19 protein-coding genes and 1 pseudogene are annotated in these 23,305 nt (G+C 48.8%); 15 read left to right on the forward strand and 5 right to left on the reverse strand.

Annotation, left to right across the window (positions count from 1 at the left end; all coding sequences use genetic code 11):
* Window positions 1–108 precede the first annotated feature (108 nt).
* Entirely contained in the window at window positions 109–381 is a 273-nt protein-coding gene (locus AC2TDN_RS24200; protein ID WP_482069753.1) for a hypothetical protein, read from the forward strand.
* Window positions 382–847: 466 nt separating this feature from the next.
* On the opposite strand, the pseudogene AC2TDN_RS24205 reads toward AC2TDN_RS24200, so the two are convergent.
* Together AC2TDN_RS24205 and AC2TDN_RS24210 are read right to left on the reverse strand one after the other, a co-directional pair.
* Window positions 848–928, reverse strand: a pseudogene (locus tag AC2TDN_RS24205) (hypothetical protein); the annotation flags it as partial.
* A gap of 123 nt (window positions 929–1,051) precedes the next feature.
* Window positions 1,052–1,948, reverse strand: coding sequence for a helix-turn-helix transcriptional regulator (locus tag AC2TDN_RS24210; protein ID WP_484690476.1), 897 nt, complete (start codon window positions 1,946–1,948; stop codon window positions 1,052–1,054).
* Between the two features lie 114 nt (window positions 1,949–2,062).
* Between AC2TDN_RS24210 and AC2TDN_RS24215 the strand changes: the two genes are divergently transcribed.
* The 3 genes from AC2TDN_RS24215 to AC2TDN_RS24225 all read left to right on the forward strand — a co-directional run bounded on the left by AC2TDN_RS24215 (window position 2,063) and on the right by AC2TDN_RS24225 (window position 5,587).
* The gene (locus tag AC2TDN_RS24215; RefSeq protein WP_484690454.1) at window positions 2,063–2,950 is read left to right on the forward strand and encodes a sugar phosphate isomerase/epimerase family protein; all 888 of its coding nucleotides are present in this window, start codon (window positions 2,063–2,065) and stop codon (window positions 2,948–2,950) included.
* A 31-nt stretch (window positions 2,951–2,981) separates the two neighbouring features.
* Window positions 2,982–4,034 carry a Gfo/Idh/MocA family protein gene (locus tag AC2TDN_RS24220; protein ID WP_484690455.1) on the forward strand — a complete coding sequence of 351 codons (1,053 nt, stop codon included), beginning with the start codon at window positions 2,982–2,984 and terminating at the stop codon, window positions 4,032–4,034.
* 392 nt (window positions 4,035–4,426) lie between these two features.
* Window positions 4,427–5,587 (forward strand): sn-glycerol-1-phosphate dehydrogenase, encoded by a 1,161-nt coding sequence (locus tag AC2TDN_RS24225; protein ID WP_484690456.1) that lies wholly within the window; start codon window positions 4,427–4,429, stop codon window positions 5,585–5,587.
* A 195-nt stretch (window positions 5,588–5,782) separates the two neighbouring features.
* Here the strand turns inward: AC2TDN_RS24225 and AC2TDN_RS24230 are convergent, their stop codons facing one another.
* Together AC2TDN_RS24230 and AC2TDN_RS24235 are read right to left on the reverse strand one after the other, a co-directional pair.
* Window positions 5,783–6,610, reverse strand: coding sequence for an aldo/keto reductase (locus AC2TDN_RS24230; protein ID WP_484690457.1), 828 nt, complete (start codon window positions 6,608–6,610; stop codon window positions 5,783–5,785).
* 18 nt (window positions 6,611–6,628) lie between these two features.
* Window positions 6,629–7,795, reverse strand: a complete 1,167-nt coding sequence (locus AC2TDN_RS24235; RefSeq protein WP_484690458.1) for an iron-containing alcohol dehydrogenase — start codon at window positions 7,793–7,795, stop codon at window positions 6,629–6,631.
* 183 nt (window positions 7,796–7,978) lie between these two features.
* Here AC2TDN_RS24235 and AC2TDN_RS24240 point away from each other — a divergent pair, with 183 nt between their 5' ends.
* From AC2TDN_RS24240 to AC2TDN_RS24285, 10 genes are all read left to right on the forward strand, one after another.
* A complete protein-coding gene (locus AC2TDN_RS24240; RefSeq protein ID WP_484690459.1) occupies window positions 7,979–8,884 on the forward strand; it encodes an ArsR/SmtB family transcription factor in 906 nt (301 codons plus the stop codon).
* Between the two features lie 866 nt (window positions 8,885–9,750).
* Entirely contained in the window at window positions 9,751–11,820 is a 2,070-nt protein-coding gene (locus AC2TDN_RS24245; RefSeq protein WP_484690460.1) for a bifunctional aldolase/short-chain dehydrogenase, read from the forward strand.
* Between the two features lie 15 nt (window positions 11,821–11,835).
* Window positions 11,836–12,207 carry a sensory rhodopsin transducer gene (locus AC2TDN_RS24250; RefSeq protein WP_484690461.1) on the forward strand — a complete coding sequence of 124 codons (372 nt, stop codon included), beginning with the start codon at window positions 11,836–11,838 and terminating at the stop codon, window positions 12,205–12,207.
* A gap of 29 nt (window positions 12,208–12,236) precedes the next feature.
* The gene (gene rhaI, locus AC2TDN_RS24255) at window positions 12,237–13,457 is read left to right on the forward strand and encodes an L-rhamnose isomerase (RefSeq protein WP_484690462.1); all 1,221 of its coding nucleotides are present in this window, start codon (window positions 12,237–12,239) and stop codon (window positions 13,455–13,457) included.
* Window positions 13,454–14,923: a rhamnulokinase gene (locus AC2TDN_RS24260; protein ID WP_482069698.1), complete on the forward strand. Its 1,470-nt coding sequence runs from the start codon at window positions 13,454–13,456 to the stop codon at window positions 14,921–14,923. Before rhaI ends, AC2TDN_RS24260 begins: the two co-directional genes overlap by 4 nt.
* A 36-nt stretch (window positions 14,924–14,959) precedes the next feature.
* Window positions 14,960–15,718, forward strand: coding sequence for a DeoR/GlpR family DNA-binding transcription regulator (locus tag AC2TDN_RS24265; protein ID WP_482069699.1), 759 nt, complete (start codon window positions 14,960–14,962; stop codon window positions 15,716–15,718).
* 938 nt (window positions 15,719–16,656) lie between these two features.
* Window positions 16,657–17,379 (forward strand): (Fe-S)-binding protein, encoded by a 723-nt coding sequence (locus AC2TDN_RS24270; RefSeq protein WP_484690463.1) that lies wholly within the window; start codon window positions 16,657–16,659, stop codon window positions 17,377–17,379.
* 2 nt (window positions 17,380–17,381) lie between these two features.
* Window positions 17,382–18,914 (forward strand): LutB/LldF family L-lactate oxidation iron-sulfur protein, encoded by a 1,533-nt coding sequence (locus AC2TDN_RS24275; RefSeq protein ID WP_484690464.1) that lies wholly within the window; start codon window positions 17,382–17,384, stop codon window positions 18,912–18,914.
* A complete protein-coding gene (locus tag AC2TDN_RS24280) occupies window positions 18,907–19,632 on the forward strand; it encodes a LutC/YkgG family protein (protein ID WP_484690465.1) in 726 nt (241 codons plus the stop codon). Before AC2TDN_RS24275 ends, AC2TDN_RS24280 begins: the two co-directional genes overlap by 8 nt.
* Before the next feature lie 75 nt (window positions 19,633–19,707).
* A complete protein-coding gene (locus AC2TDN_RS24285) occupies window positions 19,708–20,433 on the forward strand; it encodes a FadR/GntR family transcriptional regulator (protein WP_482068894.1) in 726 nt (241 codons plus the stop codon).
* Window positions 20,434–20,838: 405 nt separating this feature from the next.
* On the opposite strand, the gene AC2TDN_RS24290 is transcribed toward AC2TDN_RS24285, so the two are convergent.
* Window positions 20,839–21,741, reverse strand: a complete 903-nt coding sequence (locus tag AC2TDN_RS24290) for a J domain-containing protein (RefSeq protein ID WP_482068895.1) — start codon at window positions 21,739–21,741, stop codon at window positions 20,839–20,841.
* Window positions 21,742–22,142: 401 nt separating this feature from the next.
* Between AC2TDN_RS24290 and AC2TDN_RS24295 the strand changes: the two genes are divergently transcribed.
* Window positions 22,143–23,249: a rhamnogalacturonan acetylesterase gene (locus tag AC2TDN_RS24295; RefSeq protein WP_484690466.1), complete on the forward strand. Its 1,107-nt coding sequence runs from the start codon at window positions 22,143–22,145 to the stop codon at window positions 23,247–23,249.
* Window positions 23,250–23,305 lie beyond the last annotated feature (56 nt).

Here is a 23,305-nt window from a genome sequence, read left to right on the forward strand (position 1 = left end):
GCTAGACAAGCTGTTGCCTTGGTCAACATCGCTACCGCTGACTTGCCACGTGTTTAAATCTTAATCCAGCTTATCTTAGCTCTCATCTGATGACAAGGTGGGGGCTATTTGACGCTTACGGATTTAACATGGGATTCAAATAAAATGGTAATACGTTCGGAGTGGGAAAATGTTGTTGGAAAGACCGAGAATTTACTTAAACAAAGCGGTCATGTTGTAACTACAAAAGAAATTTTTCAATCAGAATGGAAAAGGGTACTTAAAAATGTTATTGATGGTCTGACAATCTCGGGATTTAATACGGGTTCAGTTCCTGAAATGGTACGATTAATTGCCGAATTCAACTCAATTAACAATGAAGGGATGCTCTATAACCAATAACTGTAACAAGATGAGACCTTGAGGGATTGCTCCTTCAAGGTTTTTTCCTATACCCCACCCAGTGCCGAATGATTCGGGTGGCATATCCCGAATGAACTTAACCCTCATTAGTCCCGGATGATTTGTCCATAAAAATCTTGTACGCATAAATTCGCTCAATATATTTGAATTTTATACCCCTTTTCAGGTAGCTTTCTCCTTTGACTGAACCCCAAAATAATCAGTAACCACCGTATTTTGCTTCAAATACCTTTCCTTCGTTTTCTCGCGGTTTTCCTGAAATAAAATGAAATTACAAACAGCGGCTTGTCACGGGGCATTAACGTAGGTAAATAGAGGATGAAATGAGGAAACGCCTTATTCTGGATTTTGATAATTTAGCGGCGGAACAAAGGGAGGATGCTGTAACACTACCATGTGCAATACTGGGCGGCGTAGTGAGCAAAGTTTCAGTAGCTTGATAGCATTAATATTCCTCCATGACAATCAAATCATGAAGTTGTATATCGAGCAACTTACAGATGACTTCGAATGTGCTTAGATATAGCCTATCAACTTCACTTGAACATTATGGTATTTGGTCTTAATCCGGTAATTAGGCAAGTTCACTTTGGGACATTTTACTCTCAGCAAGGATTTCCTTGAGTTTTAAGACATCAGGCATAATTTCTTACCTCTTCCTCGTCTGCGAAGGCGTCATCCCTTTGTACTGCTTATACAGCTTCGTAAAATAGTTCGGATTCTCGCAACCGACAATGGCGGCAATTTCGGTTATCGTATCATTGCTCTCGCGAAGCAGCTGCTCCGCCTCGTTCATGCGGCAGACGTTGACATATTCCACAAAAGTGCGGCCGGTCAGCTTTTTGAATAGCTTGCAAAAATGGTACGGGTTCAGGCTCACTTGCTTCGCCGCTTGTTCGATCGACATTTTCTCGCCAAACTGCGATTCGATGCGCTGGATGAGCGCTTTAAAGCGATCCCGATTGACGAAGTATGGCTCCGCCGGCTTGCCTGCTAGCTGCCGTTCTATGAAGGTGCGGGAGAGCAGCGTGAACAGCGTGTGCAGCTTCGACTTAACGATAAGCTGATAAGCAGGAGGCTTCGCGGCGAGCTCGGCGATCACTTCATCCAGCAGCGAGTTAAAGCTTAGGCATTGCTCATCCTGCTCCGATGGTTTAACGGGATAATGTAGCCGGCCCTCCAGATAAGGAGCGACAAACTGGGCATGTACAGGATCGTGAACCCAATCATTGAAGAGGGACGCATTCAAGACGATGCAGTCATAATGAACATTTTCGCAGTGAAGGGCATAGCCCACATGCAGCCCTCCGCCAGGTATGATGATGACGTCTCCCACATTCACGATGTAAGGGCGGCTGTCGATATGAAACATCGCACTGCCTTCCCGCATGACGATGATCTCGAAATGCTCATGCCAATGCAAATAAAGGATGCAGTCATTTGGCGCGACGTTATGGCAACGATTTTGGAATAGCTGTATCGGGTATGTTTTATGCTCGAGACGAGTATTTTCCCAAAGCTCCTTTGGATAGGTCAATCTGCTCACCACCACAAGATTAGACTATTTTTGCTCAAGATTATATAGAGTGATCTGCATAACTGCTAGCTATAATGGAGTTGTTACGAATACTATAAGCCAATATTGGAGTGATATACAACAATGGACAACAAATTGCGAATTGGAACGCTTGTAGGCGGAGGAAATGCGGATCACGTCATTCCGCAAATTGTGAAGCATGGATTTGAATCGTTTAACTTAACCTTTTGGCAAACGACCGGCAGTACGGATTTGGTTGAAATGGCTAAACGAGTAAGAGCGCTTGCCGATGAGCATGATTTTGCTGTTCCAGCTGTAAGCGTTTTCGGAAACCCGTTGACTGGCGAAGGCAACAATGCCGATACACTTGCGAGCTGGGAGCGGCTTATCGATCATGCCCATTTATTCGGAGCGGATATCGTATCCGGCTTCACTGGACGTCTGACGAACCAGTCCATCGATGAATCGATTCCGAGGTTCAAGGAAGTGTTCGGCGAGCTGACGAAGCGGGCTGCGGCTAAAGGTGTACGAATCGCTTTTGAAAATTGTGATATGGGCGGCACTTGGACAACCGGCGATTGGAATATTGCGCATAACCCGACTGCCTGGGAGCTCATGTTTAATGCGGTGCCGGAGGACAATATTGGACTGGAATGGGAGCCCTGCCACCAAATGGTCAGCTTGATCGATCCGATTCCGCAGCTGCGCAAATGGGCGAGCAAGGTGTTCCACGTACATGGCAAAGACGCAACGATTGCGTGGGATATTGTAAAGGAGCATGGCGTGCACAGCAAACAACAATTCGTTTGGCACCGGACGCCGGGCTTTGGCGATAGCAACTGGTCGGATATTATTACGATTTTGAGACAAAATGGCTACAAAGGCACGATCGATATCGAGGGCTGGCATGATCCCGTTTATAAGGATGAGCTGGAAATGACAGGACAGGTTCATGCTTTGAATTATTTAAAGCGGTGCCGCGGCGGCGATTTTGTTCCAAATCCTATCTAATTTAGCGAAGCGAAAGCGGGGAGAAAAGCAGATGACAACGAAGCATCGAGTCGTCATAGCCGGCTGCGGTGGGATGGCGAATACGTGGGTGGACTATTCGAAGGAACGGGAAGATACGGAAATAGTTGGGCTCGTTGATATCAAAGAAGAGTTTGCTGCGGCAATGGCGGAGCGAAAAGGTCTTACTTGCCCAACCTTCACCGACATTAAGCAAGCAATTACGGAGACAGGTGCTACGTTAGTATTCGATGTCACGATACCGGCGAGCCATTATGCGATTAGTACTGCTGCTTTGGAGCTTGGCTGCGATGTGTTTGGAGAGAAGCCACTCGCGGAAACGATGAGCGACTGCAATGAAATCGTGCGAATGGCTCATGATACGGGCAGGACGCATGCCGTTATGCAAAATCGCCGGTTTGATCCGCGCATTCGCGCCTTTCAAGGGCTGATCGCCAGAGGGACGATTGGTAAAATTGGATTCGTTGGCGCTGACTTCTTTATTGGCGCACATTTTGGCGGCTTCCGCGACGCGATGGAAAGTCCGCTGCTGCTCGATATGGCGATCCACACGTTTGACCAAGCGAGATATATTTCTGGCGCGAATCCCGTATCCGTCTATTGCCATGAGTTTAACCCACCCGGTTCATGGTATGCCGGAAACGCGATGGCGATCTGCATCTATGAAATGTCTGATGGCTCTGTCTTTAACTACCGCGGCTCGTGGTGCGCAGAAGGCTTGCCTACTTCATGGGAAGCATCTTGGCGGGTGACCGGCGAGCATGGCACCGCGATTTGGGATGGCGGAGGCAATCCATATGCGGAGATCGTAGCTGCTGGCGACCAAAGCGGCAAATTTCACCGCGATTACGTGCGAGTAGAGACACAGCTTCCAGAAATGGCGAATACGTTCCATAAAGGCTGCTTGGATGATATGTTCGACGCCCTCGAAAAAGGCCGCAAGCCGGAAACGGATTGCAGCGACAATATTTACAGCATGGCGATGGTGCTTGCCGCTGTTGAGAGCGCCAAAACCGGCCAAAAAGTGCACATCGCTGATTTTATGGGAGCTGCTGCGATTAAGTAGCATTCCATTTACTAGACTAATAGGAAGCAGTAGATTGATGTTTAAATTCATCTGCGGCGTTATTTTAACGATAAAAGAAGAAGGTATCTTGGCGCTGTTTCAGCTTCTGAGGCGCCTTTTTTGCTTTTTCAGAAACATCCAATACTCTCCAATACGACCATTCCGTGTCGCGTCCACAAACCTAAATGTTTAAGGATTTATCCGAGGGCAAGGAGCTTCCGATGAAGATCATTTCATCCTAAGGCGCATTCACGCAGGAATCCGCCTAAATGGCGCTTGCGAGCAGAGAATATTGACCAATAAAGGCAGATATCTTCCAATCGCAAAGGTTGACAAGCTGCGTTCTGCAAGAGCAGAATAAAGCATACCCACAACGAAATGAGGCGAAGCAATTGTCATCCCTTATCGATAAAGTCAAGAAGCTTGCTGCTGGATTTGATGAAGAAACGCTGCGTTCGATTGAAATAAACCCGCTTCTGGTTGACGCGGGAGCGATTCATGAGGCAGCTCCCTATTTGAAGGAGCAGCATTATAGCCGGGTCATCATTGCGGCGGATGCGATTACTTACGAGATTGCAGGCAAAAAGCTGGAGGAAGCCATAGCCGCACTGGGCATTTCTGTTCATGTTACAAGCTTAAAGCCGGATCGCCAGGGCGATGTGATTGCCGATGAAGCTGCAATCGTGCAGCTGCTGCTTGATATTCAACAGCAAAAGGCGCAGGTTGTCATCGCGGCAGGCTCGGGAACCATTCATGATATTTCGAGGTACGCAGCCTATACGGCGAGCATTCCATTCGTTTCCGTACCGACAGCACCGTCTGTGGACGGCTTTAATTCCAAGGGCGCTCCAATTATCATTCGCGGCGAGAAGAAGACGATTGCCGCGATTGGTCCAGATGCGATATTTGCAGATTTGGACATACTCGCGAACGCGCCGGCTGCGATGGTAGCAGCTGGCTTTGGCGATATGCTTGGCAAATATACGTCGCTTCTCGACTGGAGCTTCGGAGCATCGGAGGGAGGCGAGCCGTATTCCGAGGAGGTAGCCGAAATTACTCGGATCGCGCTGACCAAATGCGTGGAGCATATCGGCCTTATTGCACGCCGCGATCCCGAGGGCATTCGCATACTAATTGAAGCGTTGATAGAGTCGGGACTTGCGATGCTGCTGTTCGGCCAGTCGCATTCGGAGTCAGGCGCGGAGCATCATTTGTCGCATTTCTGGGAAATGGAATATATTCGTCTCGGCAAAAGACAACTGCTGCACGGCGCGAAGGTTGGCGTGGCTTGCGCAGAAATTTCCAAGCTCTATCACCGTCTTTCGGCAGAAGAGTCTGGGCTAGCTTTCACAGCTAACCCCGAGAGAATTCGAGAGGCGATTGCTGCTCTTCCCAGGGAAGGAATGATTCGCGGATGGCTAAGGCAGGTTGGCGGGCCGTCTACGACAGAGGAGCTTGGCGTCGATGAGGAGCTGCTTATGCGCAGCCTGTTGGAAGCTCATCATGTAAGGCCGAACCGCTACACGCTGCTTCGCGCTTACAATTCGCTTTAATTTCTGCATACATAAAAGGCTCCGTCCACTCAATGGGGCGGAGCCTTTTTACAATTAAGGGCGAGAGTGCCCGAAAGATTCTCTTATTGGATTTGATGCGGCTACTCTTTACTTGCTTTTCTAATGAAAAAGCAGCGGTCATCCTTGAACATGAGTTGAGTTCCATGCTCAAGGCTGCCGCTGCCTTTTAGTTTTTTAGAAATTGAAGTTGTCTGGGTCCGGGCCAAAACGGTGATCTCGGTTTAGCGCGCTGATTTGAGCCACTTCCTCAGCTGTTAGAGCAAAGTCGAAAATATCCGCATTTTCCTTCAAGCGAACCGGATTAATCGATTTTGGAATCGTAACAACCTCGTTCTGAAGATCCCAGCGAAGCACGATCTGAGCAGGCGATTTGCCGTATTTGGCGCCAATGTCTGCGAGGACGCTCTGGTCGAGATTGCCTTGCATAAGCGGGCTCCAAGCCATCAGCTGAATGTTGTTGCTCTTCGCGAAAGCGTGAAGCTTCTGCTGCGTTAGAAGCGGATGATATTCCACTTGATTGACCATCGGTACAATTTCGCCGGAGGCGATAACATCCTCCAAGTGATGGATTTGGAAGTTGCTGACGCCAATGGCGCGTACATAGCCGTCACGGTAAAGCTTCTCAAGGGCGCGCCAGGTTTCGGTATATTTATCTTTGACCGGCCAATGGATAAGGAGCAAATCAACGACTTCTATGCCGAGCTTGCGTCTGCTGTCCTCGAATGCCGTAAGCGAGGATTCATATCCTTGATGCGCATTCCAAATTTTTGTCGTTATGAAAATTTCGTCGCGAGCGATGCCGCTGTTGCGGATGCCGGCGCCTACGCCTGTTTCATTATTATAAGCTGCTGCTGTATCGATCAGTCTGTAGCCTTCTTCGATCGCAGAGGCAACCGTTCTTTCCGCCTCGCCGTCATCTTTTACCTTCCATACGCCAAGGCCGAACCATGGCATCTTAACGCCATTACTTAAAGCGGTGGATTCGATTCGTGCATTTGTCATGTGCAAACGACCTCCAAATTATAGTGATAATTCTAAAATGGCTTTAACATCCTGTTTCTCCAAACGCTTGAAAGAGCCGATAGCGCCGTAACGAACGGCTTCCTCTGCCATGCGGTCAAGCTTGTCGCTTCCGATCTCGAAGTCGGCAAGACGTGACTCAGCGCCAATGCGTGAGAAGAAATCACGTGTCGCTTGAATGCCTTCAAGAGCAATCTCCTGATCTGTTTTGCCTTCCGGATTAACGCCCCATACGCGTGTTGCATATTGGACGAAACGATCGATGCGCGCTTCATGCACATATTTCATCCAGTTCGGGAAAATTACAGCTAGGCCAGCGCCATGGGGGATATCGTAGATCGCGCTTACTTCATGCTCAATGCCATGCGAAGCCCAATCGTTGGTCATGCCAACGCTAATAAGTCCACCGTTGAGTGCCATCGTGCCGCACCACATCAGGTTGGCGCGAGCGGCAGCATCCTCCGGATTTTCAAGCGCAATCTCTACATTTTCGATAACCGTTTGCAAAATGGATTCGCAGAAGCGCTCCTGCAGCGGCGTGTTTTCAGTTAAGCTGAAATATTGCTCGAACACATGCGACATAATGTCGACAGCGCCGTTAACCGTATGATTGCGAGGTACGGTATAGGTAAGCGTTGGATCAAGAATTGAAAATTTAGGATACGCATAAGGGCTGGTGAAGGCGCGCTTCAGATTTTCTTCCCAGTTCGTTACAACGGAGGAGCCGTTCATTTCCGAGCCGGTTGCAGCAAGCGTAAGGATCGTACCAAGCGGAAGCGCTTTTTCGATTACAGCTTTGTTTGTGAAGAAATCCCATACATCACCTTCATAAAGAACGCCCGCAGCAATTGCTTTGGCAGCATCGATCACGCTTCCTCCGCCAACGGCAAGAATGAAATCCACACCTTCTGTGCGGCAAATATCGATTCCTTTGTTTACTGTGGATAGGCGAGGATTTGGTTCAATATTTGAAAGCTCGTGTACCTTGATGCCAGCTTCGTTAAGTAGGCTGAACGTGTTGTCGTACAAGCCAGTTTTCTTTATGCTGCCTGAGCCGTAAACGAGAAGAATCGTTTTACCGTATTTGGAGGCTAGCTTACCTACTTGATTCGCCGTGCCTTCGCCGAATACGATGTGAGTTGGATTTACAAATTGAAATGAATTCATGACTTACCTCCTAAGGGTGTTTGGATAACTAGAAAAGTAACTAAACATCTTCAAAGTTATGTATACGCCGTCTATTTTAGTGATATTGAAAATAAATGTCAAGTTTTTTTACATTAATGCATTGAAAGGATAACTTTTAAGTTATATAATGGGGGCAGTAGATAGAGCAAAGGGGAAGCGGGAATGGAAGTCGAAGTCAGCAGTCGCAATATGAAGTTTCTTGAATGCTTTTCATCTCATACGCGGGTTAAAATGATTGAATTGCTCAGCGTGCAGCCAATGAATATAAAAAGCTTGTCCGAAGCGCTAGATATAAAGTCTCCTATAGTAACGCGGCATATTCATATGATGGAGGAAGTCGGTATTGTACGGTGCGAGAGTTTGCCGGGAAAACGAGGCATGCAAAAGATCTGTCATTTGCAGCTTACACAAGCCATGCTCCTATTTAAAGGCGCGCCGGCATTGGATGAATCGAAACGGTATATCGTGTCGATTCCGGTAGGCCATTATTCATCCTGTCAGATCAAGCCAACCTGCGGACTTGCAAACGATACCCAAATGATCGGTATGTGTGATGATCCGCGATATTTTGCCGATCCAGAGCATGTCCAAGCCAAGGTGCTGTGGTTTGGCTCAGGCTACGTGGAATATCGTATTCCGAATTATATGGTCAATAATGAAACGCCGGAATCGCTGGAAATATCGATGGAAATTTGCTCTGAAACACCTTGCAGCGTGAATCATCTGCCGTCTGATATTGCCTTTTCGTTAAATGGCGTCGGTATTGGCACATGGACGTATCCCGGAGATTTTGGCAGCACGCGAGGCCTGTACACGCCAGAATGGTGGCACAAAAATATTCAGCATGGCCTGATCAAGACGATCCGCGTTAACGCTCAAGGCTCCTTCATTGATGGCATCCAAGTTTCGAATGTCACGATCGATCAGCTAATGCTGGCTTATGACAAAGAAATTTTGTTCCGCATTTCATGCAGCGCGACAGCTAAAAACTGCGGCGGCGTCACACTGTTTGGCAAAGGCTTCGGCAATTACAATCAAGATATTGAAATGACGCTGCGCTGTCATTAGCAATAGGGTATGACTTGAACTGTCAGTGGCAGTGGGGTATGACGTGCGCTGTCAGTAGCAGTTGGGTAAGGACTCCGTTAGCTGTCATTTGCTGAAGATAAGGATTAACTTGCACCGTCAGTTGCAGCATTTTAAGGGCTCCGTTAGGTCAAATTTGACCTTGCGGGGCTTATTTTGTTTGTTTTTGGGTCGTTCGATCACTCGTTCGATAATTGTTCGATTGAGCGTTCGTTTGTTTGGCCGTTAGACGGGCGCTTTCGCTGTTGTTTGTTGTTTTACGTCTAGCGTTGAAGGAAGATCCACCTTACGTTGCACTAAATGCAACAGAAACCTGACATGAAGAGTGGAAGGAGAGGCTACATTGCAGAAATGCATTAGAAAGAGCCACTTAAGAGACGAATGCGAGTTAGTTGGTTCATTCTGTTGCACAAACTGCAACGTAGCTGAAGGTGAGGTAGCTTTGGAGGTGATTCTGTTGCACAAACTACAACGTAGCCGAGAGAGAGGTAGCTAAGTGTGAGTAGTTCCATAAGCACAAATTCCAACAGAAACTACGGCTTTTCTTTTATAGAAGAGTAAGAGCATAATTTGCTCTCCTAAGTTAAAGGTTTCAGCAGTATGCAGAATGAATGGAATGAGGCGCTATATGCAACGCGAGGTCAGCTGGTTTCAAGGTTGGTCTTTTTTTTGTTTTTATAGCTTTTTTTTCTTTTTATATCTTTTTTGTTTCTGTTTTTACTTCTTTTTTGTTTCTGTTTATATATCTTTTTGATTTCCGTTTATGTTTGAAAATTATATATTCAAAAACAAACAAATATGTTAAAATCAATTCAAACAAATACAAAACATCATTCGGAGGTATATTTATGGTACAAAGCTTATGGGAAAATGAAAAAGCATCGCAGCTTGAAGGCGGATTAGCTGAGCTCGTTTATCGCTCCAACATTATTGGCGCAGATCGCCGGGTATGCAATTACGGTGGTGGCAACACGTCAAGCAAAACGATCGTAAAAGACTTCCGCGGCCGTGATGTCGAGGTCATGTACGTGAAGGGCAGCGGCTCGGATTTGGCTTCGATGAAGGCGGGCAACTTTACCGGCCTGCGCATGGATGATATTCGTCCATTGTTTGAGCGCTCCGAAATGCCTGATGAAGAGATGGTTGCTTACCTTGTCAACTGTATGATCGATTCAAAGCACCCGCGCGCGTCTATCGAAACGCTGCTGCATGCATTTCTTCCTTTTAAGCATGTGGATCATACACACCCGGATTCTATTATTAGCTTGTGCTGTGCGGATAACGGCAAGGCGCTTGCAAAAGAAATTTTCGGCGACCGCTTCGTTTGGGTTCCTTATGTTCGTCCTGGCTTCAACCTGTCGAAAATGATTGCCGAAGGCGTTCTGGCTAACCCGAATGCGGAGCTTGTGCTTATGGAAAAGCACGGCCTTGTAACATGGGGCGAGACGAGCGAGGAATGCTACGCGCAAACGATCAAAATCATTTCCGAAGCGGAAGCGTTCATTGAATCCCGCTTTGACGAGGCGTCGCTGTTCGGCGGCGTAAAATACGAAGTGCTGGAAGCGGATGTGCGCAGAAGCGTTGCCGCACAAGTGATGCCAACGATTCGCGGCGCGGTTAGCGATGCGAAAAAAATGATTTTGACCTTTGATGATGAGGCGGATGTGCTTGCTTTCGCAAGTGGACAGGATTCACCGCAATTGTCCCAGGTTGGCGCTGCTTGCCCGGATCATCTGGTACACACGAAGGTCGTTCCATTATTCATAGACTGGACGCCTAATTCAGAGGATATCGACGGCTTGAAAACGAAATTGTCAGAAGGAATCGCAGCCTATAAAGAACAATATAAAGCTTACTTCGATCGCAACAAAAACGAAGGCGACGTCATGTTCGAAGCAGCGCCTCGCGTTATTCTTATTCCAGGCATCGGCATGATCAATACGGGCAAAAGCTGGGCGATGGCGCAGGTTAGCGGCGCGCTTTATCACCGCGCGATCGCGGTTATGCGCGGCGCAACGGCGCTCGGCGATTTCGTATCGCTTAGCGAGAATGAGTCGTATAACGTGGAATACTGGCCGCTTGAGCTTTACAAATTGTCGCTTGCTCCCGCAGAAACCGAATTTTCACGCAAGGTAGCCTTCATTACGGGCGGCGCTGGCGGCATCGGCAGCGAAACGGCTCGCCGCCTTGTATCGGAAGGCGCGCATGTCGTGCTTGCAGATCTTAATCTTGAAGGCGCGCAGAAGGTTGCCGCGGAAATTAACGAGAAATACGGCGATCACCGTGCGACTGCAGTTAAAATGGATGTAACGAGCGAGGAGCAGGTTTTAGCAGCTTACGCAGAGACTGCGCTTTCATACGGCGGCGTAGACATTATCGTCAACAACGCGGGCCTTGCGACTTCCAGCCCGTTCGATGAGACTTCGCTTAAGGAATGGAACCTGAACATGAACGTGCTCGGGACTGGCTACTTCTTGGTAGCGCGCGAAGCTTTCAAATTGATGAAGCAGCAAAGCATTGGCGGAAACATGGTGTTCATTGGGTCGAAAAACTCGGTGTACGCGGGCAAAAATGCATCCGCTTATAGCTCTGCCAAAGCGCTGGAAGCCCATTTGGCGCGCTGTATCGCAGCTGAAGGCGGCGAGTTCGGCATCCGAGTGAACACGATTTTGCCGGATGCGATTTTGCAGGGCTCGGCGATTTGGAACGGAAGCTGGCGCAATGAGCGTGCAGCGGCATACGGCATTGAGCCGGATCAGCTGGAAGAATATTACCGCAAGCGCACAACGCTGCTCGTCAACATTTATCCGCGCGACATTGCTGAGGGCATTGCGTTCTTCGCATCGTCCAAAGCAGATAAAACGACAGGCTGTATGCTGACCATTGACGGCGGCGTACCTGCAGCATTCACTCGATAGGAGGTTTGATGCGATATGTTTCAAGCGCGAGGAGAAAAGCTTTGGTATATTCCCGATGGGTATATTCCGCCAGATAGCACGGGAGCACTTACCAGCCATGAATCAATATGCGTCCTGAACTGTTCCTCGGAAGAAGCAATGATTCGAATAACCATATTTTTTGAGGATCGCGAGCCGATTGAAGATATTGTGGTTGTTGTAAAAGGCAGACGCACGAATCATATCCGCACAAGCTCATTGAAGAAGGAGGGGGCGTCGATTCCAATCGGCGTTCCTTACGCCATCGAGGTTCAGAGCGATATTCCGATCATCGTACAATACAGCCGCTTGGACTCTACACAAGCTGAGAACACACTAATGTCTACGATGGCTTTTCCAATGAAATAATGACTATAGATGTGAAAGGGTGTTTCAAAATGTCCGACAAAGCTTTTAGGTTATTTGAGGAACAGCAGCAAGCTAGAGGCATTCATATAGATGAAGTGAAAGCAAAATTGAAAGCGCTCAAAATCGAGACTCCGTCATGGGGCTACGGCGATTCCGGTACGCGCTTTAAGGTGTTCCAGAAGGAAGGCGTTCCTCGCAATCCGTTCGAGAAATTCGAGGATGCTGCGCAGGTGCATAACTTGACGGGTCTTGCACCATCGGTTGCGATTCACATCCCTTGGGACAAGGTTGACGATTACAGCAAGCTAAGAAGCCATGCAGAGGGGCTGGGGCTAGCGATTGGAGCGGTCAATCCGAACCTGTTCCAGGATGAGGATTATATGCTCGGAAGCGTTACGAATTCGGATGCCGCTATACGCCGGAAAGCAACCGATCATTTGCTGGAATGCGTTGATATTGCCAAAGAAACCGGCTCGCGCGATATTAGCCTATGGTTCGCCGACGGGACAAATTATCCAGGCCAAGGCCATATCCGCAAGCGCAAAGGCTGGATGCAGGAAGCTTTGACCGAAATGTACACTGCGATGACGCCTAACATGCGTATGCTTATTGAATACAAATGCTTCGAGCCTGCGTTTTATCATACCGATCTGGCGGATTGGGGGATGGCTTTCAATTTGGCGCAAAAGCTGGGGCCGCAAGCAGAGGTGCTTGTGGATACGGGGCATCACTTGCCAGGCGCCAATATCGAGCATATCGTCGCTTATTTGATCGACGAGAAACGCCTCGGAGGCTTCCATTTCAACAGCCGCAAATATGCCGATGACGATCTGATTGTCGGCTCGGTGAATCCATATGAGCTATTTTTGATATTCTATCAGATTCTAAATGGTGCTAGCGATTCGGATGCTGCCATTCGCAGCAATGTGGAAAATATCGCTTATATGATTGACCAATCACATAATATCGAGCAAAAAATTCCGGCTATGCTGCGTTCCGTTCTGAATGTGCAAACCCAATTTGCGAAGGCGCTGCTTATCAACCATGACGAAGTAAACGAGGCTGCTGAGCGCAATGATGTTTTAGGCGCTGAGGATGCTGTTCGCCGCGCATTCGAATTTGATGTAACGCCGCTATTGCACGCAATTCGCGAAGAGCAAGGGCTGCCGCTTGATCCGATGAAAGCTTATCTTAGCAGCAGCTACGGCAAAGACATAATGGTGAGAGGCAAGGGCGGTGCCAGCTGGTGACCATCCTCGCTTATGATCTCGGGGCGAGCAGCGGAAGAGCACTGCTCGGAAGGCTGAATAACGGCAAGATCGAGGTTGAAGAGCTGCACCGTTTCTCGAATGACCCGGTGCAGGTCGGCGACCGGCTGCAGTGGGATATTTTGCGGCTCCTGCATGAGCTCAAGCAAGGTCTGTTTATGGCGAAGCATCGCGGCATTAAGCTGGATAGCATCGCGATCGATTCCTGGGCAGTCGATTTTGGCTTGATCGGGAGCAATGGAGAGCTGCTTGGCAATCCTTATCATTATCGCGATCATCATACGGATGGCGTTATGGAAGAGGTTGCCTTAGAGCTGACGGCATCTGGCATTTTTGAGAAGACAGGCATTCAGTTTTTGCCTTTTAATACGATTTATCAGCTTGCGGCCTTGAAGAAAGCCGATTCGCCGTTATTGCGCGATGCGAAGCATTTTCTGATGATACCGGATTTGCTCCGCTATTTCTTGACTGGCGAAATGTTCAATGAATTTTCCAATGCGACGACGACTCAGCTGTATAATCCGGTATCCGGCAGTTGGGATGAATCGCTGATTCGCGCGATCGGCATCTCACCGGACTTATTCGGCACGGTCGTACAGCCAGGCGCGCGAGTTGGCAGCTTGCGGCAATCTGTCTGCGAGGAGCTGGTCGTCGAGTCCGTTCCCGTCTATGCAGTCGCAGAGCATGATACAGGATCAGCGGTTGCAGCTGTACCTGCGCTAGATCGCTCGTTTGCTTACTTAAGCTGCGGCACATGGTCTCTCATGGGGACTGAGGTGCAAAAGCCTGTTATTAATGAGCTGGCTCAGCAGCTTAATTTCACGAATGAAGGCGGCGTTTACGGCACGTATCGCTTGCTGAAGAACATTATGGGCTTATGGATTTTGCAGGAGTGCAGACGTTCATGGGAACGTGCAGGAATTACTTACACTTTCCCCGAATTAGTTAAGCTGGCTAATGAAGCGAAGCCGCTTGCTGTATTCATCGATCCGGATGATCCGTTATTTCTTCACCCAGGCGATATGCCGGCAAGAATAGCGGAATATTGTTTGCGCACAGGGCAAATGCCACCAGAGGATAAGGGAGCAATCGTCCGCTGTATCTTGGAGAGTCTAGCGCTCAAATACCGGTATGTGCTTGAGCTGACGGAGAGGCTGTCAGGCCAAACCTTCAGCGGTCTTCATATGGTTGGCGGCGGCATTCAGAATACGCTGCTTTGCAAATGGACAGCAAATGCGATCGGCAAGCCCGTATGGGCTGGACCTGTGGAAGGCAGTGCGATTGGCAACATGATCGTGCAATGGATTGCCAGCGGCGAGCTTGCTGATATTTGGGAAGCGCGCAAAGTTATTCGAGAGTCCTTCCCGGTTGAAGTGTATGAGCCGGAGCAGCGTGAGGCTTGGGAGAATGCCTATGTCGCTTTTAAAGAAAAAACGGGAATCGCCTAAACGGTAATTCAAATATAAGACAGAAAGAGGTACGCTATGCTAGTCCAGGAACGATACGATAAAATTGTACAGCTGGTAAATGAGAGGGGCAGCATCCGTGTAACGGAACTGAGCGAGCTATGTCAGGTGACCGAAGAAACGATTCGGCGCGACCTTGACCGCTTGGAGCAAGCCGGACGTTTGCGCCGCTCCCATGGCGGTGCGGTTAGCGTAAAGGATCAGCAGCCGGAAATTCCGTATTTCGAGCGGGAGATCACGCATGCGGAAGAGAAGAAGCGTATCGCAGTGGAAGCGATTGGGTTGATTCAGCCAAAGGATCGCATTCTGCTTGATGCCAGCTCCACAGCTTGGTATATGGCGGCAAGCATGCCGGATATTCCGCTGACGGTGCTTACCAATTCCATTAAAGTAGCAATGGAGCTGAGCAGCAAGGAGAAGATCGAGGTGATTTCTACTGGCGGCATTTTGGCCTCGCGTTCCTTGTCCTATGTCGGGCCATTGGCAGAGCGTTCTCTCGATGCGTATCATGTAGATAAAGCGTTTTTCTCGTGCAAAGGCGTCCATCTGGAGCGAGGCGTCAGCGAATCGAATGAGCTGCAGGCGCGCATCAAGCACAAAATGGTCGGCATGGCGGATCAGGTGATCCTGCTCGCCGATTCCAGCAAATTCGGCGTCCAAGCGTTTACGCATGTCGCTGAATTGAGCGATATCGATACGATTATTACCGACAGGCGCTTATCGGCTGAGCTGTTGTTGCAACTCAAGGAAAAGCAAATTTCCGTCACGACGGTATAGGGAATTTTGGCGCTGGCTTCAGCAGAAGCGCAGCGCCGTTTTTGTAAGCGTAAGGGTTTGTTTACAGCTTGGAAGTAACTTGTTGTGGTGCGTGTTGCACCAATAGGAGCTTGCATGGCCAGCAATTAGTCTGCAGTCGCTCGATTGGGAGCTGTAGGCGCATATGTGTTCTTAAAGCTCACAAAGTAACATTTTAAGATGGCTTTAAGAACCTATAGGTTCTTAAAGAGCTGGAAAGTAGTCTGCAGTCGCACGATTGGCAGCTATAAGCGCATATGCGTTCTTAAAGCTCACAAAGTAACATTTTAAGGTGGCTTTAAGAACCTATAGGTTCTTAAAGAGCTGAAAAGTAGTCTGCAGTCGCTCGATTGGCAGCTTTAAGCGCATATGTGTTCTTATAGCTCTCAAAGTTACATTTTATGGTTGCTTTAAGAACCTATAGGTTCTTAAAGAGCTGGAAAATAGTCTTCAGTCGCACGATTGGCAGCTATAAGAGCATATGCGTTCTTAAAGCTCACAAAGTAACATTTTATGTTGGCTTTAAGAACCTATAGGTTCTTAAAGAGCCAGGAAGTAGTCTGCAGTCGCTCGATTGGCAGCTATAAGCGCATATGCGTTCTTAAAGCTCACAAAGTAACATTTTAAGATGGCTTTAAGAACCTATAGGTTCTTAAAGAGCAGAAAGTAGTCTGTATTCGCTCGATTGGCAGCTATAAGCGCATATGCGTTCTTAAAGCTCACAAAGTAACTTGTTCTGGTGCCTAAAAGCACCAATAGGTGCTTTTAGAAACTCCGAACTAATGATAGCTCAACAAACCGAGCTTGCTCAAACAAATGCTCTAACAAATTAGAATATATTTTAAAATCATTCTCTTTTTAACCAAACTTGTCTGACAACCTGATAAAACATCATTACAAGTAACGAAAGGGGTGCAGGTATGAAGGTTTCTTTATTTATTACTTGCTTAAGCGATGCGCTATATCCTCGAGTCGGTGAAGCGATGGTGCGCTTGCTGGCGAAATACGGCGTTTCATTAGAGTTTCCTACGGTACAAACCTGCTGCGGACAGCCAGCTTTCAACAGCGGCTATTGGAAGGAAGCGAGGGAGTCGGCGAAAACGATTTTGGATGCTTTTGAAGACAGCGATTTCGTTATTTCGCCCTCAGGCTCCTGCACAGGCATGATCCATCATTATCCGAAGCTGTTTGAGGATGATCCCGTTATGCTGAAGCGTGCGAATAAGCTGCAAAGCAAATCGTATGAATTTACTCAGTTTCTGGTGCAGGTGCTGGGTGTTACGGATGTTGGCGCCGCATTCCCCCATAAGGTGACGTACCATCCATCCTGCCACGGCAGCCGAATTCTCGGCGTCAAGGACGAGCCGCTCGCGCTTATCCAAAACGTAAGGGGCCTTGAGCTTGTGCCGCTCCCGTTCGCGGAGGATTGCTGCGGCTTTGGCGGCACGTTTGCGGTCAAAATGGCCGATATTTCAGGGGCAATGGTGACAGAGAAGGTTGATCACGTGCTGGAGACGGAGGCGGAAGTGCTGGTTGGTCTCGATATGGCTTGTCTGCTCAACATTGCCGGCAACCTGCGCTATCGCAATGAGCCCGTTCGTGTCATGCATTTGGCTGAGCTTCTATATGAAGGGGTGAAATAAGCATGGCTGGAGCAAAAACGGAGGCTACTGTAAAAGCTAGAGCGGATCTTGCGCTTAATGACGAATTTCTGCGCAAAGCGGTGCGGTTTACGACGGAACGTCTTCGCAACGGAAAAAAGAAAGCGACAGAAGAGCACGGCAACTGGGAGGAATGGCGGGAACGCGGCAAGCAAATCCGGCTGCATACGATTGCTCATCTGGACTATTACTTAAATTTATTTGTAAATAATGCTCGTGCGAACGGTGTTCATGTTCATTTTGCCAATAATACAGAGGAAGCCGTCAAACTGACGCTTGATATTGCCGAGCATGCGAATGCCAAATCAGTCGTAAAATCAAAGTCGATGGTATCGGAGGAGCTGCATCTCAACCATGCGCTTGAATCAATCGGCGTGGAAGCGGTAGAAACCGATTTGGGCGAATACATTATTCAACTTGCTGGTGAAATGCCGTCGCATATCGTTATTCCAGCGATTCACAAAAATCGCTACCAAATTGCCGATCTCCTCTCCAAAGAGGCGGGCTACACGCTTCCGCCGGATACGACGGCGCTTGCAGGCTTTGTTCGCAAAAAACTGCGCGAGAAGTTTCTCGAGGCGGAAATTGGCATGACCGGCTGCAACTTCGCGATTGCGGAGACGGGGTCGATGGTGCTTTTTGAAAACGAAGGCAATGCCCGGATGGTTAGCACGGTTCCAAAAACACAAATTACGCTCATGGGAATGGAACGCATTATTCCTTCATGGGCAGACCTTGAGGTCATGGCAACGCTGCTGCCGCGCTCGGCAACGGGACAGAAGCTGACAATGTACATGTCCGGCATTACAGGTCCGCGCCGCTCGGAGGATGCGGATGGTCCGGACGAGATGCATATTATTATCATCGATAATGGCCGTTCCCTGCAGCTTGGCGATCCTGAGTTTCAAGAGCTTCTGAACTGCATTCGCTGCGGCGCCTGCCTAAACGCTTGTCCCGTCTATCGCCATATTGGCGGCCATGCCTACGGCAGTACCTATAGCGGTCCGATCGGAGCTGTACTGACCCCTTCCTTGAACAAAAATATTGCGGAATGGGACGATGTCGCCAATGCCTCCAGCTTATGCGGTGCTTGCTATGAAGCGTGTCCGGTCAAAATACCGCTGCACGACATGCTCGTCTATTTGCGCAGGCGCAAGGTGGAGAGCGGCAACGGCAGCAAAATGGAGTCGATCGGCATGCAAGGCTTCGCCACCGTCATGGGTAATTCCTCGCGCCTTGGCGGCATGCTTCGGCTGGGCAAGCTTGGGCAAAAGCTTGTTGTCCGCAGCGGCGTCATCAAGACGAAGCTTGGTCCGCTCAAAGGCTGGAACACGTACCGCGTTACGCCTAGCTTGCCGAAGGAGTCATTCCGCGATCGTTGGGATACGCTTGATCAGGAGCTGAAGCAAGGCCTCAAGAAGATGGAGCCATCGATGCAAAATCGGATGAAGGAGCTAGTACGCAATCGCGAGCTGGAAGAGAAGCGGGGCAAAGGAGGTGGACACGGTCATGGCTGAAACGCATAAGCAGTGGTTGGATAAGCTTGAGGCAGAGTCGCGTGTGAAGCAGGAGACTTTTATGAATAATATTGCCGTTAAGCTGAGACATCCGAGAATGGAGAACAAGCCGCAGCATCCGTTCCGTGGCGCGCCTGACTTCTGGAACGCGTTCGAGTGGACGGAGGAGGAACGAATTCAACAGTTTACCGATAATTTTTTGTCCGTAGGCGGTCACGTGGCTCGTCTTCAAACGATGGAGGAAGCAAAAGCTTTTATCGTGCAAAAGACTGGGGAAATGAGCGCTAAATACGTCATCCGTCAAAATCAGCCGGAGCTGGATGCGCTGGATCTTGAAGGGTCCCTCGCAGATTCAAAAGTTTCCGTATGGAATACGGATGAGGAGCAATACTGGCGCGCGCGTGCGGCTGAGGCTGATTTTGGAATCGTAATCGCGGATCATGCCGTTGCCTATACAGGTTCGGTAACCGTTTTGTCAGCGCCGAATAAAGGGCGATCAGTAAGCCTGCTGCCGACTGTACTTATGATTATCATTCCGATAGAGCGGCTGAAAACGAGGCTTGGCGAAGTGTTGGTCACTTTTGATGAAGCGGGGCGAGAGCAATTGCCAGCGGGTATTCATTTTATTTCCGGCCCAAGCCGTTCCTCTGACATTGAAAATGATCTGACCATCGGGGTTCATGGTCCAGGAATCGTATATGCGCTTTTAGTCGGATAGTTGTAAAATATGAACGTTTAGCGGGGCGTTGCTGCAGGATAGCGCGTGCCCTTTACGTGTAGGAGGTGGCAGATTATGCCGTCCTTAGAAGTAGAAAAGCTGTCAAAGCGCAACCATTACGAGGCAATTGCGGATCAGGTCAAGCAGCTAATATTGGATGGCAAGCTAAAAGTCGGAGATAAGCTGCCTTCCACGAAGCAAATGTCCGAGCAATTTGGAGTTGGCCGCTCGACTACCAGGGAGGCACTAAGCGCGCTTAAAGCGATGGGGCTGATCGACATTCGGCAGGGCGGCGGCTGCCGCGTTATTCGCAACGCGCCGGTCGAAATGGAGCTTCCAGAGCTTGCGTCTCTTCGCTTGAACCGCAAAACGGTGCTCGAGCTGCTAGAGGCACGTGAAGCACTTGAGGTATCAGGCGCCGCGATAGCTGCTGTGAAGCGGACAGATGAGGATTTATTGCAGTTAGGCGATTTGATCAAAGAGATGAAGCGTACGGTTGGCGATGAGGCTGAAGGTGAACGGCTTGACCTCCAATTTCATCTAACACTAGCGAAGGCGACACATAACTCCATTATGGTGCGGTTGTTCGAGTCGATTATGAATTACATTGAAACGGCTATCCACGATATTAGGCGTGTTGAGCTGTATGCAAGCACAGCTGTAGCGGAGCGACTTTATATGGAGCACTCAGCGATTTATGAAGCGATTGAGACGCAGGATGCTGAGCGTGCGGCTGAGCGAATGAAGCAGCATTTGCAGCATATTGAGAGCATTGTGCTGAAGCATTTGGGAGAGGGCTAAATGGAAGTAACTGCTATGTAGTAAGGAGGCTATGTTTTGAATGTGAAGTATTCTGCTGTAGAAACTGCAATAGAAACCTGACATGGCATCCGAAATGAGAAGCTACAATGCAGAAATGCATCAGAAATAGGCTGAAAAGTACTAAATGAGGCGGGATTGATTGATTCTGTTGTAGAAACTGCAACGTAGCTCGGTAACTCTCCATGGAGTGACAATTCTGCTGCAGAAACTGCAACGCAGCAAAGTAACGAGTTAGCATATTTCGAGCTGAATCGTTTTTATAGTAACTTCAGCCCAATTGCTGCGCTAGATAAATCCATAATTAGCCTCCCAACAAATTTTAAAGCCCGATTTCCGCCGACATCATTAAGATGGCTGCGGCAATCGGGCTTACTTCCATTTATGCTATTTTACTGTAGCTAAAAACTTCTTAATGAATGCTCTTGCTTTATCCGGGTTCTTGCTGTCCAGGCGTATCCCGATGATCATGTTCTCTTTGTATAGCGGAAGCTGATCCACAAGTGCGCTGTTGCTTAGGTCGATGCCGTACACATGCTCTTCGGTATCCTCGTCAGTCCTCGTCTTCAGCGTCAGCCCATCCTTCAAAAGCGGCTTTAGCTCGCCGTTGACGTCGTTATCGAGATTCATGAGGATGCCTTGATTGCCGATCCACTCAAAAATATTCCGATCCATAATGTAAACATCCGGATGCTCGGTCGCCAGGATCAATACTGCTTTTTGCAAATAAGCCATTTGTGATTGCTCGTCCGTAGGCACGAAGGTCAGCGTAGAAACGAATCTTTTCCATTCGGGAAACGCTGTCAAAAGCGCGTTTTCAATCGGCTCTTCCTTAGGCGCGTCATCCTTCAGCATATAATTGCCCATGAAGGAAACGTTCAAATCGACAGGCGGCAGATTGGCAAGCCGTTCCTGCTCCTCGCGGTAGTTCATAAAGCTGATCACTCCATAAATGATAAGTGCTACTGCTGCAATTGCGCCAAGCGTATGAAATTTGTAATAGCGCCAGAAATGATCCATTTTCTGAGCTTGTCCAGCCATCTTCTTGTACTTGCCGTATTCCTGTTCGTTGAAGGCTTCGGTCAGCTTGCGGTCCTCATACTCTAAAATCAGCCGATACGCTTGTGTAATCTTCGCAAAAGAATCGTCCCCGTCTCCCGCGTCGTCCTTCTGCTGCTGCGTTCTGGAGCGCGCTTGACGCATAAGCGTCGTATAGCGTTTTTCTACTTCCTCTTTCGCAGCAAGCTCTGGCAGCCCCATCGTTTCATAGGCTTGTTTCAACTCTTCCACTTCTGTCACCTCAATTAAAGTAGCTCCTGCATCATTCCTATCTATTAGTATACGGAATTCCACACAGGTAACGCAAACTTTGACGGCGTATATCCGGTCATTTGTCATTTCCTGCTGCGCGCTGCCATTCCATGTTCACCTCGCGAGGCAATCCTTGCTTGGAAGAGGAGAATTTGAAAACAGCGGTGGCGATGAAAATATTTGCGTGATGTTGAGCGAGCATAAAAATTCGTTATTTGTGAAGGCAGGCGAGCTGATGAAGCTTGGGCACGTCACGTTCTAGCGAACAAGCGCAGCGAGTCTGAATTTTGAACAAAATAGACGATTTATTCGCTTCCTATCCTCTCGCGATTTGTTATTCTACTAATAGTAAAACAAACTATGTATAGGATGGTGCTCGCATGACTATTTCGTTCAACTTTGATTTTGGAATCGGCAGCGCGACTGCTGCCCCTTATATACAAGTGCTGCCAGATACCCTTTATGACGAACAATTGGGTTATGGCTTTGAATCCTGCGAGCGGATCAGCTCGCGCAATCGTGACGAGCAGGATCGTCTGCGCGGCGCTTTCTGCATCCCGCTGGATGCAGTGTTTACCATCGATCTGCCTAACGGCTGCTATACGGTGACCGCAACGATTGGCGATGCGATTGCACCTACCTCAACCACGTTAAAATATGGCGTAGGACGCATGGTGCTCCATCAGGCGGTTACCTTGGCAGGGCAGTATGCCGTGCACAGCTTTACGGTCAAAGTGACCGAAGGGCGGCTGAGGCTTGCTTTCTCTGGCATCGCGCCGCGCATTAATGCGCTGCGGATAGATGAAGCGAAGCAAGCGACGACCATTTACTTGGCTGGCGACTCCACCGTGACCGATCAGGACACATTCCCGTATGCAGGCTGGGGCCAAATGCTGCCGTTATATTTTAAGACGGATGTGGCGATTGACAATCATGCGATGTCGGGAAGAAGCTCGAGAAGCTTCATTAAGGAAGGCCGCCTCGATGCCATATTGGAGCAAATTAAGCCAAACGACTACCTGTGGATTCAATTTGGCCATAATGATGAGAAGCCAGATGCGGAGAGGGCAACGGAGCCTTTCGGCAGCTTTAAGGAGATGCTCGCGGTCTATGTGGAGGGGGCAATAGCACGCGGCGCGAGACCCGTACTCATTACGCCGATGCATCGCCGAAAATTCAATGAACAGGGACAGATTATCGACACGCATGGCGATTATTTGCTTGGCATGAAGCAGCTGGCGGCAGAGCTGGACGTCCCGCTCATTGATTTAGCTGCCAAAAGCAAAGCATTGTATGAGCAATTAGGCGACGAGCCCTCGAAGACGCTGTTCATGTGGGCATACCCCGGCGAATTTATTCATTTTCCGAATGGCGCCAAGGATGATACGCATCTCCAAGAGCTTGGCGGCATTCAAATTGCCGGATTGGTTGTTGAAGGCGTGCGCGAGCTTGGATTATCGCCGCTTTGCTTCTATTTAAGAGGATAGCACACACCTTGTACAGCGAACGCTAAGGAAAGGTCAGCCAGAACGTAGGCTGGCCT

Source organism: Paenibacillus sp. Y660 (assembly GCF_057221575.1).